Annotated in this window: 15 protein-coding genes; 11 read left to right on the top strand and 4 right to left on the bottom strand. The window is 55.9% G+C overall.

Features of this window, described 5'->3' with window-relative positions; genetic code table 11:
* Positions 1-2 precede the first annotated feature (2 nt).
* From kdpB to potE, 7 genes are all read left to right on the top strand, one after another.
* The gene (kdpB, locus tag M2433_RS06875) at positions 3-2,051 is read left to right on the top strand and encodes a potassium-transporting ATPase subunit KdpB (protein ID WP_429053384.1); all 2,049 of its coding nucleotides are present in this window, start codon (positions 3-5) and stop codon (positions 2,049-2,051) included.
* A gap of 12 nt (positions 2,052-2,063) precedes the next feature.
* Positions 2,064-2,639 (top strand): potassium-transporting ATPase subunit KdpC, encoded by a 576-nt coding sequence (kdpC, locus tag M2433_RS06870; RefSeq protein WP_429053385.1) that lies wholly within the window; start codon positions 2,064-2,066, stop codon positions 2,637-2,639.
* The gene (gene kdpD / locus M2433_RS06865) at positions 2,640-5,327 is read left to right on the top strand and encodes a two-component system sensor histidine kinase KdpD (RefSeq protein ID WP_429053386.1); all 2,688 of its coding nucleotides are present in this window, start codon (positions 2,640-2,642) and stop codon (positions 5,325-5,327) included. It abuts the gene before it with no gap.
* Positions 5,324-6,001, top strand: coding sequence for a two-component system response regulator KdpE (gene kdpE / locus M2433_RS06860; RefSeq protein WP_429053387.1), 678 nt, complete (start codon positions 5,324-5,326; stop codon positions 5,999-6,001). Before kdpD ends, kdpE begins: the two co-directional genes overlap by 4 nt.
* Positions 6,002-6,278: 277 nt before the next feature.
* Positions 6,279-6,383 carry a leader peptide SpeFL gene (speFL, locus tag M2433_RS06855; protein ID WP_429053388.1) on the top strand — a complete coding sequence of 35 codons (105 nt, stop codon included), beginning with the start codon at positions 6,279-6,281 and terminating at the stop codon, positions 6,381-6,383.
* A gap of 255 nt (positions 6,384-6,638) precedes the next feature.
* Positions 6,639-8,837 carry an ornithine decarboxylase SpeF gene (speF, locus tag M2433_RS06850; RefSeq protein WP_429053389.1) on the top strand — a complete coding sequence of 733 codons (2,199 nt, stop codon included), beginning with the start codon at positions 6,639-6,641 and terminating at the stop codon, positions 8,835-8,837.
* A complete protein-coding gene (gene potE / locus M2433_RS06845; protein WP_429053390.1) occupies positions 8,834-10,147 on the top strand; it encodes a putrescine-ornithine antiporter in 1,314 nt (437 codons plus the stop codon). Before speF ends, potE begins: the two co-directional genes overlap by 4 nt.
* A 103-nt stretch (positions 10,148-10,250) precedes the next feature.
* Here potE and pgm read toward each other — a convergent pair whose 3' ends face one another.
* Positions 10,251-11,891 carry a phosphoglucomutase (alpha-D-glucose-1,6-bisphosphate-dependent) gene (pgm, locus tag M2433_RS06840; protein WP_429053391.1) on the bottom strand — a complete coding sequence of 547 codons (1,641 nt, stop codon included), beginning with the start codon at positions 11,889-11,891 and terminating at the stop codon, positions 10,251-10,253.
* Positions 11,892-11,915: 24 nt separating this feature from the next.
* Positions 11,916-12,464 (bottom strand): replication initiation negative regulator SeqA, encoded by a 549-nt coding sequence (gene seqA / locus M2433_RS06835; protein WP_063143166.1) that lies wholly within the window; start codon positions 12,462-12,464, stop codon positions 11,916-11,918.
* Between the two features lie 183 nt (positions 12,465-12,647).
* On the opposite strand from seqA, the gene ybfF reads away from it, so the two are divergent.
* The 4 genes from ybfF (at position 12,648) to fur (ending at position 15,260) form a co-directional block, all read left to right on the top strand.
* Positions 12,648-13,421: an esterase gene (gene ybfF, locus M2433_RS06830; RefSeq protein ID WP_429053392.1), complete on the top strand. Its 774-nt coding sequence runs from the start codon at positions 12,648-12,650 to the stop codon at positions 13,419-13,421.
* Between the two features lie 128 nt (positions 13,422-13,549).
* Positions 13,550-13,837 carry a LexA regulated protein gene (gene ybfE, locus M2433_RS06825; protein WP_023334913.1) on the top strand — a complete coding sequence of 96 codons (288 nt, stop codon included), beginning with the start codon at positions 13,550-13,552 and terminating at the stop codon, positions 13,835-13,837.
* A gap of 155 nt (positions 13,838-13,992) precedes the next feature.
* The gene (fldA, locus tag M2433_RS06820) at positions 13,993-14,523 is read left to right on the top strand and encodes a flavodoxin FldA (protein WP_429053393.1); all 531 of its coding nucleotides are present in this window, start codon (positions 13,993-13,995) and stop codon (positions 14,521-14,523) included.
* 290 nt (positions 14,524-14,813) lie between these two features.
* A complete protein-coding gene (fur, locus tag M2433_RS06815) occupies positions 14,814-15,260 on the top strand; it encodes a ferric iron uptake transcriptional regulator (protein WP_023310771.1) in 447 nt (148 codons plus the stop codon).
* A gap of 107 nt (positions 15,261-15,367) precedes the next feature.
* Here the strand turns inward: fur and chiQ are convergent, their stop codons facing one another.
* Positions 15,368-15,697 carry a ChiQ/YbfN family lipoprotein gene (gene chiQ / locus M2433_RS06810; RefSeq protein WP_429053810.1) on the bottom strand — a complete coding sequence of 110 codons (330 nt, stop codon included), beginning with the start codon at positions 15,695-15,697 and terminating at the stop codon, positions 15,368-15,370.
* 47 nt (positions 15,698-15,744) lie between these two features.
* The gene (gene chiP, locus M2433_RS06805) at positions 15,745-17,142 is read right to left on the bottom strand and encodes a chitoporin ChiP (RefSeq protein WP_429053394.1); all 1,398 of its coding nucleotides are present in this window, start codon (positions 17,140-17,142) and stop codon (positions 15,745-15,747) included.
* Between the last annotated feature and the right edge of the window lie 368 nt (positions 17,143-17,510).

The following is a 17,510-nucleotide window of genomic DNA, read 5'->3' as shown; positions in this document are numbered from 1 at the left end:
TCATGAGTCGTAAACAACTGGCCCTGTTCGAACCGTCATTAGTTCGCCAGGCGCTCATGGATGCGGTGAAAAAGCTGAGCCCCCGCGTGCAGTGGCACAACCCGGTGATGTTTATCGTCTGGGCGGGAAGCGTCCTCACCACCGCCCTGGCAATTGCCATGGGAACGGTCCACATGCCGGGAAACGCCCTGTTTACCGCCGCCATCAGCCTGTGGCTGTGGTTTACCGTACTGTTCGCCAACTTTGCGGAAGCGCTGGCGGAAGGCCGGAGCAAAGCCCAGGCCAACAGCCTGAAAGGGGTAAAAAAAACCGCCTTCGCTCGCAAGTTACGTGAGCCGAAATACGGCGCGCAGATGGATCACGTTCCGGCGGATGAACTGCGTAAAGGCGATGTGGTGCTGGTGGAAGCCGGTGATATTATCCCTTGCGACGGGGAAGTCATTGAAGGGGGCGCATCGGTGGACGAAAGCGCCATTACCGGGGAATCCGCGCCGGTCATCCGTGAGTCCGGCGGCGATTTCGCCTCCGTGACGGGCGGGACGCGCATTCTCTCCGACTGGCTGGTTATCCAGTGCAGCGTGAACCCGGGCGAAACCTTCCTCGACAGAATGATCGCCATGGTAGAAGGCGCCCAGCGTCGTAAGACACCCAACGAAATTGCTCTCACCATTCTGCTGGTGGCGCTGACCATCGTCTTCCTGCTGGCAACGGCGACGCTATGGCCGTTCTCCGCCTATGGCGGCACCGCGGTCACCATCACTGTTCTGGTGGCTCTGCTGGTCTGCCTGATCCCAACCACCATTGGCGGCCTGCTGTCTGCCATCGGCGTGGCCGGGATGAGCCGCATGCTTGGTGCCAACGTCATCGCCACCAGCGGGCGCGCGGTGGAAGCCGCCGGTGACGTGGATGTCTTGCTGCTGGATAAAACCGGGACCATTACCCTCGGTAACCGCCAGGCGTCAGATTTCTTACCCGCACCGGGCGTGGATGAGAAAACGCTGGCGGATGCGGCACAGCTCTCCTCGCTTGCCGATGAAACCCCGGAAGGCCGCAGCATTGTGATTCTCGCCAAGCAGCGCTTTAACCTGCGCCAGCGCGACGTGCAGAGCCTGCACGCCACTTTTGTACCCTTCACGGCGCAAACCCGCATGAGCGGCATTAACATTCAGGATCGGATGATCCGTAAAGGCTCTGTCGATGCTATCCGTCGCCACATTGAGGCCAACAACGGCCACTTTCCACCGGAAGTGGACAGCCTCGTCGAGAGCGTGGCCCGTCAGGGGGCAACGCCGCTGGTGGTGGCCGAGGGGGCACACGTCCTGGGAGTTATCGCCCTGAAGGATATCGTCAAAGGGGGCATCAAAGAGCGCTTTGCCCAGCTGCGAAAAATGGGGATCAAAACGGTGATGATCACCGGGGACAACCGTCTTACCGCGGCGGCGATTGCCGCCGAAGCGGGTGTAGATGATTTTCTTTCCGAAGCAACGCCGGAAGCCAAGCTGGCATTGATTCGTCAGTATCAGGCGGAAGGCCGTCTGGTGGCCATGACCGGTGACGGTACCAACGATGCCCCCGCCCTCGCGCAGGCCGACGTGGCGGTAGCGATGAACTCCGGTACGCAGGCCGCAAAAGAGGCGGGCAACATGGTTGACCTCGACTCCAACCCAACCAAGCTGATTGAAGTGGTGCACATCGGCAAGCAGATGCTGATGACGCGCGGTTCGCTGACCACGTTCAGCATCGCCAACGACGTGGCGAAGTATTTCGCCATTATTCCGGCCGCGTTTGCCGCGACCTATCCGCAATTAAACGCGCTGAACGTGATGCATCTGCACTCTCCGTCCTCGGCCATTCTCAGTGCGGTGATTTTTAACGCCCTGATTATTGTCTTCCTGATCCCACTGGCGCTGAAGGGCGTGAGCTATAAGCCGCTCACCGCAGCCGCCATGCTCCGCCGCAACCTGTGGATTTACGGCCTGGGCGGGCTGGTGGTGCCTTTCATCGGTATCAAGGTTATCGACCTGCTGTTGACGCTGTTTGGCCTGGTTTAAAAGGTGAATCAAATGACGATGTTACGCCCCGCTATACTTCTGTTTATTCTGCTGTCTCTCATTACCGGCGGGCTGTACCCGCTGGTGACCACCGCGCTGGGCCAGTGGTGGTTTAAGGATCGGGCCAACGGCTCGCTGATTATGCAAAACGGTGAAAACCGCGGTTCACGCCTGATTGGACAGAACTTTACGGATCCCCGCTACTTCCAGGGACGCCCTTCCGCCACTGCCGAAAGCCCGTATAATCCGATGGCATCCGGCGGCAGTAACCTGGCGGGCAGCAACCCTGAGCTGGATAAAGCCGTCGCAGGGCGCGTGGCTGCCCTGCGCGCCGCTAATCCGCAGGCCAGCCGTGACGTTCCCGTGGAGCTGGTGACCGCCTCGGCCAGCGGGCTGGACTACAGCCTGACGCCGACAGCGGCGGCATGGCAAATTCCGCGCGTCGCCGCCGCCCGTCAGCTGACCGTCGAACAGGTTAGCCAGCTGGTTGCCGAGCACACGCAAAAGCCGCTGGTCAGCTTCATCGGCATGCCCGTGGTGAATATTGTTGAGCTGAATCTGGCGCTGGACGCGCTAAGGAAAAACTAAATGACCGACGAGCCCATGCGCCCGGATCCGGACAGGCTGCTCGAACAGACGGCTGAAGCCCATCGCGGCAAACTGAAAATTTTCTTTGGCGCCTGCGCAGGCGTCGGGAAAACCTTCGCCATGCTGACGGAAGCCCAGCGGCTCCGGGCGCAGGGGCTCGATATTCTGATCGGCGTGGTAGAAACCCACGGACGTAAAGAGACGGCATCGCTGCTGAAGGGGCTGGCCACCCAGCCGCCCCGACGCATCAACCACCGCGGTCGGTTAGTCACTGAATTCGATCTCGATGCCGCCCTCGCCCGCCGCCCTGCCCTTATCCTGATGGACGAGCTGGCGCACAGCAATGCGCCAGGCTCGCGCCATCCCAAGCGCTGGCAGGACGTTGAAGAGTTACTTGAGGCCGGCATTGATGTTTTCACGACGGTTAACGTTCAGCATCTGGAAAGCCTGAACGACGTGGTGAGCGGCGTCACCGGCATTCAGGTGCGCGAGACGGTGCCCGATCCCTTCTTTGATTCCGCCGATGAAGTCGTGCTGGTTGACCTGCCCCCTGATGATTTGCGCCAGCGCCTGCACGAAGGAAAGGTTTATATTGCCGGCCAGGCCGAGCGTGCCATCGAACATTTCTTCCGTAAAGGTAACCTGATTGCCCTGCGCGAGCTGGCCCTGCGTCGTACTGCCGATCGCGTCGACGATCAGATGCGCGCCTGGCGCGACCTGCAGGGACAGGAACGCGTCTGGCACACGCGAGACGCCATCCTGCTGTGCGTGGGGCACGGCAGCGGCAATGAAAAGCTTGTGCGCACCGCGGCCCGGCTGGCGGCTAAATTTGGCAGCGTCTGGCACGCGGTGTATGTCGAAACGCCGCAGCTGCACGCCCTGCCCGAAAACCAGCGCCGCGCTATTCTGAGTTCGCTGCGCCTGGCGCAGGAGCTGGGTGCCGAAACCGCCACCCTTTCCGACCCCCAGGAAGATAAAGCCATCCTGCGCTACGCGCGCGAGCATAACCTGGGCAAAATCGTGATTGGCCGTCGCCAGCACCGCCGCTGGTTTAGCCGGGAATCCTTTGCCGACAAGCTGGCCCGCCGCGCGCCGGATCTGGACCTGGTGATCGTGGCGCTGGATGACAAACCCACGCCCTTACCGACTCGCGCGCCGGACAGCCGCACCTTCAGCGATAAATGGCGCATTCAACTCCGCGGCTGCCTTGTCGCCGTCGTGCTCTGCACCCTGATTACCGTGATTGCCAGCCAGTGGCTAATAGCGTTTGACGCCGCCAACCTGGTGATGATTTACCTCCTTGGCGTGGTGGTGGTGGCGCTCTTTTACGGACGCTGGCCGTCGGTGCTGGCGACGGTTATCAACGTCATCAGCTTCGATCTGTTTTTTATTGCCCCCCGCGGCACGCTCGCGGTGTCGGACGTGCAGTACATTCTCACCTTTGGCGTGATGCTCACCGTCGGGCTGGTGATCGGGAATCTGACGGCAGGCGTGCGCTATCAGGCACGAATTGCCCGCTACCGCGAACAGCGCACGAGGCACTTATATGAGATGTCAAAATCGCTGGCGGTTGGCCGTACCCCGCTGGATATTGTGCAGACCAGCGAGCAATTTATCCGCTCGACGTTTCATGCCAGCAACCTGATTTTACTCCCGGACGAACACGGCAGGCTGCGCCCGCTGACGTCGGCCTCAGGCATGACCCCCTGGGACGAGGCCATCGCGCGCTGGAGCTTTGATAAAGGTTTACCTGCGGGCGCAGGGACCGACACCCTGCCCGGCGTGCCTTATCAAATTCTGCCGCTGCGCAGTGCCGATAAAAATCAGGGGCTGGTCATCGTTGAGCCCTCCAACCTGCGCCAGCTGATGATCCCCGAACAGCAGCGGCTGCTCGAGACCTTCACCCTGCTGGTTGCCAGCGCGCTGGAGCGGCTGGCCCTCACCGCCAGCGAAGAGCAGGCCCGGCTGGCGAGCGAGCGTGAAAGCATTCGTAACTCGCTGCTGGCGGCGCTCTCTCACGATCTGCGAACCCCGCTCACCGTCCTGTTTGGTCAGTCAGAAATCCTGACGCTGGACCTGGCGGCGGAAGGCTCAAAGCACGCTCCTCAGGCCAGCGAAATCCGCCAGCACGTGCTTAATACCACGCGCCTGGTGAACAACCTGCTTGATATGGCGCGTATTCAGTCAGGCGGCTTTAACCTCAAAAAAGAGTGGCTTACGCTTGAAGAGGTGGTGGGCAGCGCCCTGAAAATGCTCGAGCCTGGTCTCGGTGGACGACATATCGCGCTGAACATGCCCGAACCCCTGACCCTGATTCACGTTGATGGCCCATTGTTCGAACGGGTGCTGATCAACCTGCTGGAAAATGCCGGCAAATATGCGGGCGCCAGCGCGCGGATTGGCGTGGATGCGACGGTGGGCGATGGCACGCTTCATCTTGACGTCTGGGATACCGGTCCGGGCATTCCTGCCGGGCAGGAGCTGGCTATTTTTGAAAAGTTCGCGCGCGGCAATAAGGAGTCGGCTATTCCGGGCGTCGGGCTGGGGCTGGCGATTTGCCAGGCGATTATTGACGTTCACGGCGGGTCCATTTCCGCAGAGAATCGTCCGGAAGGCGGCGCACGTTTTTGTGTTACACTTCCTCTGGAAACCCCGCCAGAACTTAATGAATTACCAGAGGATTTGTGATCAACGTTCTGATTGTTGAAGATGAGATCGCCATTAGCCGGTTTCTGCGCGCTGCGCTGGAAGGAGACGGTCTGCGCGTTCATGACGCAGGTACGCTTCAACGGGGTTTAATTGAAGCCGCCACCCGCAAGCCGGACCTGGTGATCCTCGATCTTGGGCTGCCGGATGGCGATGGCATCGACTTCATTCGGGAAGTCCGCCAGTGGAGCCAGATGCCGATTCTGGTGCTCTCCGCCCGCACTGAAGAGACGGATAAAATCGCCGCGCTGGATGCCGGGGCGGATGACTATCTGATAAAACCTTTTGGCATCGGCGAGCTGCAGGCCCGCCTTCGCGTGGCGCTGCGTCGCCACAGCGCAACCACGCCAGCCGACCCAGTCTATACGTTTAGCGATATCCGGGTTGACCTTGCCGCGCGACGCATTGTGCGCGGTGAAGAGGAGATCCATCTCACGCCAATCGAGTTTCGCCTGCTCGCCGTGCTGCTCAACAACCACGGTAAGGTTCTCACCCAACGCCAGCTGTTAAATCAGGTGTGGGGACCTAACGCTGTAGAACACAGTCACTATTTGCGCATATATATGGGGCACCTTCGTCAGAAACTCGAAGTTGACCCCGCGCGCCCTCGCCATTTATTAACTGAAACCGGTATCGGTTATCGGTTTATGCTCTGAATAATTATTCATTTTATTTTTAATAAAAACAAAATTACTCATAAAATATTTTCAAAAATAGCCACGCCGTTATTTTCCAGGGCTGTTTTGTCTATTTAAACATTGGCAATACAACCTGTTAACTCATCATCAACAAATCAGAATTTTGATCTGCGATATTCATATAAACCGAATATTTATTTCTGATTTGATCGATTAACGGTGATCTACCTCACGGTTAATCGCCTTTTCCTGGATAAAATGACCATGCTTTCAATTACTGAAAGGAAAATGAATCATGGAAAACAACAATCGCTTGATGCCCCATATAAGGCGGACAATACATATCATGATGTTTGCCCACCGAAACTGCTTTGACTTTCACCTCTTTAACGCCCGGTAGTCCTTCGACTTCTGGCGCACTCGCTTACAGGTCATCCTTAAATACATTATTTTACAGGCTATTGCCTGTGAACCCGTGCGCTCATTCATCTTGATTCAGACTCATCCGCACCGGGCGGACTGAATTTCAATCATCAAAAAAGCAATTGACTGATTTTAATCAGCGGCCACCCTTTGCTTTTTTTTCCGGAAAATTATCGATTTCTTTCTAGCAAGAAATCGAGGGACGCATATTACCTAAAATAAAGAGAGAAAGATGAAAAGTTTAAAAATTGCAGCCAGCCGTGCCTGCCCGGATTGCTTTACCACCCAGCGTGAACTGGTGGATGTACGGACCTCGGATTATATTGACGTTGCCGCCGTTGTTCTGGCGGTCAGCGATATTACTGACGGCATCCTGGAAGAAATAGAAGCCACCGGCTTTGGCATTCCTGTTTTTGTCGCGACGCACAAAGAAGAGATCATCCCAGCAGATTATTTATCGCGCATTCATGGCGTATTTGATTATTCAGACACCAGCAACGACTTTTATGGACGCCAGCTGGAAGCCGCTGCCCAGAAGTATGAAACCCAGCTGCGTCCGCCGTTTTTCCGCGCCCTGGTCGACTACGTGAAGCAGGGCAACAGCGCGTTCGACTGCCCGGGCCATCAGGGTGGGCAGTTCTTCCGCCGTCATCCTGCCGGTAACCAGTTTGTCGATTTCTTTGGTGAGACGCTTTTCCGCTCCGACCTGTGTAACGCCGACGTGGCGATGGGCGATCTGCTGATCCATGAAGGCGCGCCGTGCATTGCGCAGCAGCATGCGGCCAAAGTCTTTAACGCCGATAAGACCTACTTCGTGCTGAACGGCACCTCGTCATCCAACAAAGTGGTGCTTAATGCCCTGCTCACTCCGGGCGACCTGGTACTGTTCGACCGTAACAACCATAAATCCAACCACCACGGTGCCCTGCTCCAGGCAGGCGCTACGCCGGTCTATCTGGAAACCGCGCGCAATCCTTACGGCTTCATTGGCGGCATTGACGCCCACTGCTTTGAAGAACGTTATCTGCGCGAGCGGGTCGCAGAGGTGGCACCTGGCCGTGCACGCGATGCGCGTCCGTTCCGTCTGGCGGTGATCCAGCTGGGTACCTACGATGGCACCATCTATAACGCCCGTCAGGTGGTGGATAAGATTGGTCACCTGTGTGACTACATCCTGTTTGACTCAGCCTGGGTGGGTTACGAGCAGTTTATTCCGATGATGGCCGACTGCTCTCCGCTGCTGCTGGAGCTAAACGAAAACGACCCGGGGATCCTGGTTACCCAGTCCGTGCATAAACAGCAGGCAGGCTTCTCGCAGACCTCGCAAATCCACAAGAAAGACAGTCATATCAAAGGCCAGCAGCGCTATGTCCCGCACAAGCGGCTGAATAATGCCTTTATGATGCACGCCTCCACCAGCCCGTTCTATCCGCTGTTTGCCGCGCTGGACATCAACGCCCGGATGCATGAAGGCCAGAGCGGCCGCAACATGTGGATGGACTGCGTGGTGAACGGTATCGAGGCGCGCAAGCTGATCCTGGAGAACTGTCAGTATCTGCGCCCGTTCGTGCCGGAAACGGTGGATGGCCGTCCCTGGGAAAGCTGGGACACGGCGGACATTGCGACCGATCTGCGCTTCTTCCACTTCGTGCCGGGTGAACGCTGGCACGCCTTTGAGGGCTACGCTGAGCACCAGTATTTTATCGACCCGTGCAAGCTGCTGCTGACCACGCCGGGCATCAACGCCCGCACCGGGGAATATGAGGACTTCGGCGTACCCGCCACCATCCTCGCCAACTTCCTGCGTGAAAATGGCATCGTGCCGGAGAAATGCGATCTCAACTCGATCCTGTTCCTGCTCACCCCTGCGGAAGATATGGGCAAACTACAGCAGCTGGTGGCGCAGCTGGTGCGCTTCGAAAAACTGCTCGAGAGCGATGTGCCGCTAAAAGAGGTCCTGCCCTCTCTCTATAAACAGCATCCTGAGCGTTACGCGGATTACACCCTACGCCAAATCTGCCAGGAAATGCATGACCTGTACGCCCGCCACAACGTGAAACAGCTGCAAAAAGAGATGTTCCGCAAGTCTCACTTCCCGCGGGTGATGATGAATCCGCAGGACGCGAACTACGCCTATCTGCGCGGTGAGGTTGAACTGGTGTCCCTGCGCGACGCGGAAGGCCGCATCGCCGCCGAAGGCGCTCTTCCTTATCCGCCAGGGGTGCTGTGCGTTGTCCCGGGGGAAGTCTGGGGCGGCTCCGTGCTGCGCTACTTTGCCGCGCTGGAAGAGGGCATCAACCTGTTACCGGGTTTTGCGCCGGAGCTACAGGGCGTATACGTCGAGGAGTGTGACGGTCAAAAACAGGTTCGCTGCTACGTCATTAAACAACCCGCCGCTCAGCCATCTCTGCTGAAAGGAGAAAAATTATGAGCAAGTCCAATAAGATGGGCGTGGTGCAACTCACCATCCTCACCATGGTCAACATGCTGGGATCCGGAATTATCATGCTGCCCACCAAGCTCGCCGAAGTGGGAACCATTTCGATTATCTCCTGGCTGGTAACGGCAGTCGGTTCAATGGCGCTGGCGTGGGCATTTGCCAAGTGTGGGATGTTCAGCCGTAAGTCTGGCGGGATGGGGGGCTATGCCGAATACGCCTTTGGCAAGTCGGGCAACTTTATGGCCAACTATACCTACGGGGTGTCGCTGCTGATCGCTAACGTGGCGATTGCCATCTCCGCCGTGGGTTACGGCACGGAGCTGTTTGGGGCCACACTTAGCCCGGTACAGATTGGTTTAGCCACCATCGGCGTGCTGTGGATCTGCACCGTGGCCAACTTTGGCGGCGCGCGCATCACCGGGCAGCTCAGCAGCATCACCGTCTGGGGCGTGATTATCCCGGTAGTCGGTCTGTGCATCATCGGCTGGTTCTGGTTTAGCCCGACGCTGTACGCCAACTCCTGGAACCCGCACCACGTGCCGTTCTTTAGCGCTGTCGGGTCATCAATCGCCATGACGCTGTGGGCCTTCCTCGGTCTGGAATCCGCCTGTGCAAACGCGGAAGTGGTAGAGAACCCGGAAAAGAACGTCCCGATTGCCGTTCTGGGCGGAACGCTGGGTGCGGCGGTGATCTATATCGTGTCAACTAACGTTATTGCCGGCATCGTACCGAACATGGATTTGGCTAACTCCACGGCGCCGTTCGGGCTGGCCTTCGCGCAGATGTTCACCCCGGAAGTCGGGAAGGTGATCATGGGTCTGATGGTGATGTCCTGCTGCGGTTCGCTCCTCGGCTGGCAGTTCACCATCGCGCAGGTTTTCAAATCTTCGGCTGACGAAGGTTACTTCCCGAAAATCTTCTCCCGCGTGACCAAAGCCGATGCGCCGGTGCAGGGCATGCTGGCGATTGTCATCTTCCAGAGCGGATTGTCGCTGATGACCATAAGCCCGTCGCTGAACAGCCAGTTCAACGTGCTGGTCAACCTGGCGGTTGTGACAAATATCATTCCTTATATTCTGTCGATGGCGGCGCTGGTGATTATTCAGAAAGTCGCGAAGGTGGAACCACGCAAGGCGCGAGCGGCCAATATCGTGGCGCTGATTGGGGCAATCTACAGCTTCTATGCGCTCTACTCATCCGGCCAGGAGGCGATGCTGTATGGCGCGATGGTGACCTTTATGGGCTGGACGCTGTACGGTCTGGTGTCACCACGGTTTGAATTGAAGAATAAACATAGTTAGGTAAAAGCAAAACGGCAACCCTGAGGTTGCCGTTTTTAATGTTTTCTCCCTCTCCCTGTGGGAGAGGGACGGGGTGAGGGCATCAGCCCGCACCAAACACCACTTACGCGTTTTTCAGCACTTCGCTGACAATCTCTACCGCTTCTTTCTCAATCTGCTGGCGATGCTCAGCGCCGAGGAAGCTCTCGCAATAGATTTTATACGCATCTTCCGTACCGGATGGACGCGCGGCGAACCAGCCGTTGTCGGTCATCACTTTCAGACCACCAATGGATGCGCCGTTGCCCGGTGCCGCCGTCAGACGCGCGGTGATCGGGTCACCCGCCAGGGTGCTTGCGCTGACCATTTCCGGAGAGAGTTTCGACAGGGCCGCTTTCTGGGCTGACGTCGCGCCAGCCTGAATGCGGTTATAGCTTGGCGCACCAAAGCGTGCCGCCAGGTCATTGTAATGTTCCTGCGGGTTTTTACCGGTGACCGCGGTGATCTCCGCCGCCAGCAGGCACATGATGATGCCGTCTTTATCGGTTGACCACGGGGTGCCGTCGAAGCGCAGGAATGACGCACCGGCACTCTCTTCACCACCGAAGCCGAAGCTGCCGTCGTGCAGACCGTCAACAAACCATTTAAAGCCAACCGGCACTTCCACCAGCTTGCGACCCAGCGCGTCGACCACGCGGTCGATCATGGCTGAAGAGACCAGCGTTTTACCGACGGCCACCTCTTTGCCCCACTGCGGACGGTGCTGGAACAGGTAGTTAATCGCGACGGCCAGATAGTGGTTCGGGTTCATCAGCCCGGCAGGGGTGACGATACCGTGACGGTCATAATCCGGGTCGTTAGCAAACGCCAGGTCGAATTTGTCGCGCAGCGCCAGCAGGCCCGCCATCGCACACTCTGAGGAGCAGTCCATACGGATCGCGCCGTCTTTATCGAGGTGCATAAAGCGGAAGGTCTGATCGACGTGATCGTTCACGATGGTCAGGTCCAGCTTGTAATGCTCGGCGATACGTTTCCAGTATTCAATACCGGAGCCGCCCAGCGGATCCACACCCAGCTTCAGGCCAGCTTTCTGAATCGCCGCCATATCAACGATGTCCGCCAGCCCTTCCACGAACGGCTGAACCAGATCCTGCTCTTTAACGTGTCCGGACGCCATGGCGGCATCCAGGGAGATGCGCTTCACGCCTTTCAGATCGTCTGCCAGCAAGGCGTTCGCACGGTCTTCCACCACTTTGGTGACGTTGGTGTCTGCCGGGCCACCGTTAGGTGGGTTGTATTTGATGCCGCCGTCTTCCGGTGGGTTATGGGATGGCGTGATAACGATCCCGTCTGCCAGCGCGCCACCTTTTTTATTGTGCACCAGGATTGCGTTAGACACCGCAGGGGTTGGGGTGAAACCGTTGTTCTCCTGAACAATCACATCAACGCCGTTTGCAGCCAGCACTTCCACCACAGAGATGAACGCCGGTTCAGACAGCGCATGGGTGTCTTTCCCCACGTAGCACGGACCGGTAACGCCATTTTTAGCGCGCTCTTCCGCAATGGCCTGAGCAATGGCCAGAATGTGCGGTTCGTTAAAGCTGTGGCGCGCCGCGCTCCCGCGGTGACCAGATGTACCAAACTTCACTGCGTGTTCTGCGTTGCCCACGACCGGTTTCAGCACGTAATACTGCGCGGTCAGCTGAGCGACGTTAATCAAATCGCTTTGTTGTGCAGGTTGGCCTGCACGGCTGTGATTTGCCATTACCGGGTCCTTCTGATGCAAGGGTTAAATTGTACCGCAAACCTTTTCAATCAATTCCGCCGGGAACTGCATGGACTGCATGATATGTTCAATCATGCTGCACTTGCGGCCCGTATTGGTATTGGTGATCACCCAGTACGGGGTGCCAGGAACATGTTTTGGTTTGGTTTGGTTGCCATTTTGCAGCAGCGTCTGCTCGTCACCCGCGAAATAGACGCGAGTACGACCGTGCAGCGACTCGGTCGCTTCAGCAAACGCTTTGTTATCCAGTGAATAAAGTGTAGACAGCACCAGCATAAAGCGGTTAACCGCCTTTTTCTGCTCCGCATATTCATCGGACAGCAGCAGCTCGCGCATCGCGCGCACTTTATCTTTTGCCGGCGTCACGGCAGGTTTAGCCTGTGCAGCAACGCTCGGCTGAGACACGACATCTTTGGTGACTGGGGTTGCAGGCTGTGAAGCGGCGGAAATTTTAAGCATGCGCCGTAAAATGTCGGACGCGCTCTCCCCGATATGCCGCGTCTGGCTGGCAATATACTGATAGAGTTCGTCATCAACTTCGATTGTTTTCATCTTAATCCAGTGCGATTTCTTATCTGAATACAAGTCATTGGGATTATAGGGTCAAATCCCAACAGCGGATAGCGTCAAACCCGGTTGGCAGCAAAAGTCAGATTAAACTGGAACCTTGCAGCCGGGCGGCAGAATGGTCAACATGATACCCTAACCTGACATACGTAAAAAAAGAACTTTGCCATGAAATTGAATACCCGAGCGCAAACTGCACAATCGCCGAACAATAATTCTCCCATCGTACTGGTTCACGGGCTTTTTGGCAGCCTGGATAACCTGGGCGTGCTGGCGCGCGATCTGGTTACCGACCACGATATTTTACAGGTCGATATGCGCAATCACGGTCTTTCCGGGCGTTCAGACGAAATGACCTACGCCGCGATGGCACAGGATCTGCTGGATACGCTGGACGCCAACGGCCTGCAGAAGGTAACACTCATCGGGCATTCAATGGGCGGCAAAGCGGTAATGGCCCTGACGGCGCTTGCGCCGGAACGTATTAACGGCCTGGTGGTAATTGATGTCGCGCCCGTGGATTATGACGTCCGCCGTCACGACGAGATTTTTGCTGCCATCAATGCGGTCACTGAAGCGGGCGCTGCGACCCGCCAGCAGGCGGCTGCGGTCATGCGTGACCATCTTGATGAAGAAGGCGTCGTGCAGTTCCTGCTGAAGTCGTTTGTTGACGGACAATGGCGTTTTAACGTGCCGGTGCTCTGGGCGCAGTACAATAATATCGTGGGCTGGGAAACGGTACCTGCCTGGCCACACCCTACCCTCTTCATTCGTGGCGGTAACTCTCCTTATGTTACCGACGCGTACCGCGACACCTTGCTGGCACAATTCCCGCAGGCGCGCGCCCACGTGATTGCCGGGGCCGGACACTGGGTTCATGCTGAAAAACCTGATGCCGTGTTGCGCGCCATTCGCCGCTATCTTGCTGATACTGCAAATTGATTAAAAAGAGAGCGACTGGAAGGCTGCGGGCTTCCAGTCGTTGGCGTGCCGTTTTTGGTGATGTATGATGGCGCGCTTATCGCCCGGGCATTAGCAGGGCGGCGTGTTTCCCCCGAAGTCTCAGAATCATGGCCAAAGAACAAACGGACCGTACGACACTAGATCTGTTCGCGAATGAGCGTCGACCGGGACGACCCAAGACGAATCCGCTCTCGCGCGATGAACAGCTGCGTATCAATAAACGCAATCAGCTTAAACGCGATAAAAATCGTGGGCTTAAGCGTGTCGAACTGAAGCTTAACGCCGACGCCGTCGATGCGCTTAACGAGCTGGCTGACGCGCGGAATATCAGCCGCAGCGAGCTCATTGAAGAGATGTTGATCGCCCAGCTTGAGACGTTACGCAGCCAGGCATAAGTCTGAAAATCCCCTTTATCGCCCTTTTCATGTAGCACAGAGTGCAGTCCTGCGCGATAGCTGTTTCCGCAGGGTTGCCAGTTCTGCTATTATTGCCCTTATCCGTGGCCAAATTGCGCCACCATACTATTAAGTTTCAAGAGGTTATTTTACTCATGGCAATCATCGGCATTTTCTTTGGCAGTGATACCGGCAATACCGAAAATATCGCAAAAAACATTCAAAAACAGCTCGGTAAAGACGTTGCTGATGTGCATGACATCGCCAAGAGCAGCAAAGAAGATCTCGAAGGCTATGACATTCTTCTGTTGGGTATTCCAACCTGGTACTACGGTGAAGCCCAGTGCGACTGGGATGATTTCTTCCCGACGCTGGAAGAAGTCGACTTCAACGGAAAGCTGGTCGCCCTGTTTGGCTGCGGCGATCAGGAAGACTACGCCGAGTACTTCTGTGACGCGCTGGGGACTATCCGCGACATCATTGAGCCGAATGGCGCAGCGATCGTTGGCCACTGGCCAACTGCCGGTTACCACTTCGAAGCGTCTAAAGGCCTGGCCGATGACGATCATTTCGTGGGTCTGGCCATTGATGAAGACCGTCAGCCAGAGCTGACGGCAGAGCGCGTTGAGAAATGGGTTAAGCAGATCCGTGAGGAACTGCACCTGGACGATATTCTTAACGCCTGATTTCTTCCGCGGCGCAGCGGCGGCTGCGCCAGTGCTCCAGGTCAAACCGATTAAATTAATCGCTACAATCTTTTAACTTTTTCGTCCAGACCTGTACAATGTCTCCCTGATAAACGTGGTTTTCCTTTGAACAAGTTTGTTGGTGATACCACGTTTTTATAAGCATATTTTGCCTGAGACTTGCAGTTTTCATTTAGCCATGGCAGTTCTATAATGAGACGCATTATCCCGGGTGCATTTTCTGTCACTTCCTACAGAAGTGAATCGTTTAGCAACAGGACAGATTCCGCATGACTGACAACAATACCGCATTAAAGAAGGCTGGCCTGAAAGTTACGCTTCCTCGGTTAAAAATCCTCGAAGTGCTTCAGGGTCCAGACAATCACCATGTCAGTGCGGAAGACCTCTACAAACGTCTTATCGACATGGGTGAAGAGATTGGGCTGGCTACCGTCTATCGCGTGCTGAACCAGTTTGACGACGCGGGCATTGTTACCCGTCATAATTTCGAAGGCGGTAAATCTGTTTTCGAACTGACCCAGCAGCAGCACCACGATCACCTGATCTGCCTCGATTGCGGCAAGGTCATTGAATTTAGCGATGATTCCATTGAATCACGTCAGCGTGAAATCGCCGCGCGTCATGGCATCCGCCTGACCAACCACAGCCTGTACCTTTACGGTCACTGCGCTGAAGGCGACTGCCGCGAAGATGACCACGCGCACGACGCAAAATAATCAGTATTCATACTCTGAGCCAGCCGCAAGGTTGGCTTTTTTTTTTCCTGTTTTCAGGCATAAAAAAGCCCGGTAAGCTTAGCGCCACCGGGCATGATAACAGCAGGTTAATTACTGTTACTGCTGCGGATCTCTTTCCAGATCTGGTCGCAACGCTTCGCCACTTCCTGATCGTTACCGGTTTTACGCGCCTGGATACAGGCCTGGTAATCCATCACGCGAACATTTTCCTGCGTTGCGAACTGTTCATGCGCTTTCTCTTTTTTCAGCACATTCAACACGCTCTGGCAGGCCTGAATTTTCTCCGGCGAGCCTTCAGCGGTATTGATGCACGCGCTGTAGGCCTCCTTGAGACGGGAGTCTTCTTGAGGGGCCTGAGTCTGAGCACACGCCACCAGCCCCGACGCCAGCAGCGCGACAATTACGATTTTTTTTATCATGTGCAGTCTCCGGTCCGGCGGGCGCTAACCCGCCGGACGATTCATCAGAAGATGGTGAACGGTGCGATAACCATGAATTTCACGTCACGTTCGTCCTGGAAGATGTTGCCGTAACCGCCCGCATAGCTCGGGATATCGGAGTGGTTGTCATACTGGGTGAAGTGCAGTTTGAACATCGTGCCTTTCGCGCGACCATCCTGCAGGGTATAGATAGCATCCAGGCTGTAGGAGGACTCTTTCAGACGATAGTTTGGATCGTAGTAGGCATCCGGTGTTGCCATATCGGCAGGTTTTGCATCCCAGGCGTAAGCGTAAGAGGCACCCACGGCCCAGCCAGGCAGATTCCAGTTTTTGAGGTCATACATTGCGCCGAAGAAGACCGCTTTCTCGCCGTCGGCGTTGAAGTCGGAACGGTTATCCCACCAGATATCCAGGCGGCCGTTGGACGATGCATAGGTCGGGGTCATACGCTGCAGGAAGTACCCCTGCTGCCCTTCCGCCTTAACCCATGTGCCTTCCAGGCGCAAATCAACCTGACCGACCTTGTAGCCGAAGGTCAGCGCCTGTAACCACGCGGTGCCGTCATAAATATCATTGACGCCACCGTTGCTGACCTTGTCGCGCGTACCGTAGAACTGGTAGCTGGTGCTCAGCGGGCTACCCGCGACATCAAACTTATAGCTGGCCTTGGCAAAGTACTGATCGACATAATCTTGCGCCTGGCCAAATGCGGCTTCGAGAACCAGATCGTTTTTGAAGTCGTATTTCGCACCCAGCGAGTGCAGATAATCTACTTTGGTTTTCTTATCGTTCTGGTAGAACTTGTCCATTTCGATGTGCCATGGTGCTTTATACTCGTTGGTCCACATATAAGAGAAGCTCAACGCACCCGCATCACCGTAGTCAAAGTTCGCCCCGGCTTCTGCCCCCTGATAGGTACCCGGCATAAAGCTCCAGTGCGGCGCTAACAGCGTCTGGCCGGTTGGCTGAATATAGCCACCGCGCGCCCATACCGGGCCGTATTTAAATTTCGCTGCGGCCTTATAAAGGCTGATTCCGCTCTTATCCCCGGACCAGTCTTCTTTATAGGCTTTGTTGCTGGAGGAGAAGGCAATTTCGTTCGGGTGGCCGCTGTCGCCGTTTTCCGCCATTTCGATTGCGGTGAACGCAGCAATATCCAGACCGAACATATCCGCGGCATAACCCGACTGGAAGTCCAGGTTGGCGTTCCAGGTGGAGTGAGAAAGGTTAGTTTTGTATTTGTCTTCAGTGACGTCTTTACGGTCACGTTCACGCTGCCAGTAATAAATACCGCCCGTGAGGGTAGAATCTTCGATGAAACCCGCGGCTTTCGCCTCTGGTGTAACGACCAGGCCCGACATTGCTGTCACACCGGCAATAGCCAGCGCCAGCGCACTACGTTTGCCACTGAACGTACGCATAGATTATTCCTCTTTGACGAATTAAAACGCCTGAAACGGCGAAAATAAAAAAGACCAAATGGTCAGGGGTAGTTATAAATACCCTCGAATTAACTACCGTCTTTAGGTTATTTTTCGCGACGCGAATTATCAATGCTTTTCAGCGGACAAAAGTCAGGATTATGACGAAGTGCACATAATTGGTAGTGCTTTGTAACATTTACCGGAGGGCGAGATTTGGCGGGGCAAGCCATTAAATTTCAGAGGGTAAGATCGTTAATTGCTGTTACTTTTTACAAATTGCGTATTGATGATAAAAAACAAACTTTTTTCAGAAAAATAAGTAGCACCACATTGACCTGATATTTTCCACGATATTATTACCCCCC

The organism is Enterobacter sp. AC1, from assembly GCF_050434705.1.
Classification (GTDB): domain Bacteria; phylum Pseudomonadota; class Gammaproteobacteria; order Enterobacterales; family Enterobacteriaceae; genus Enterobacter; species Enterobacter cloacae_L.
Note: the sequence above shows the minus strand (reverse complement) of the source record. Positions and strands in the feature narration are given on the sequence as shown.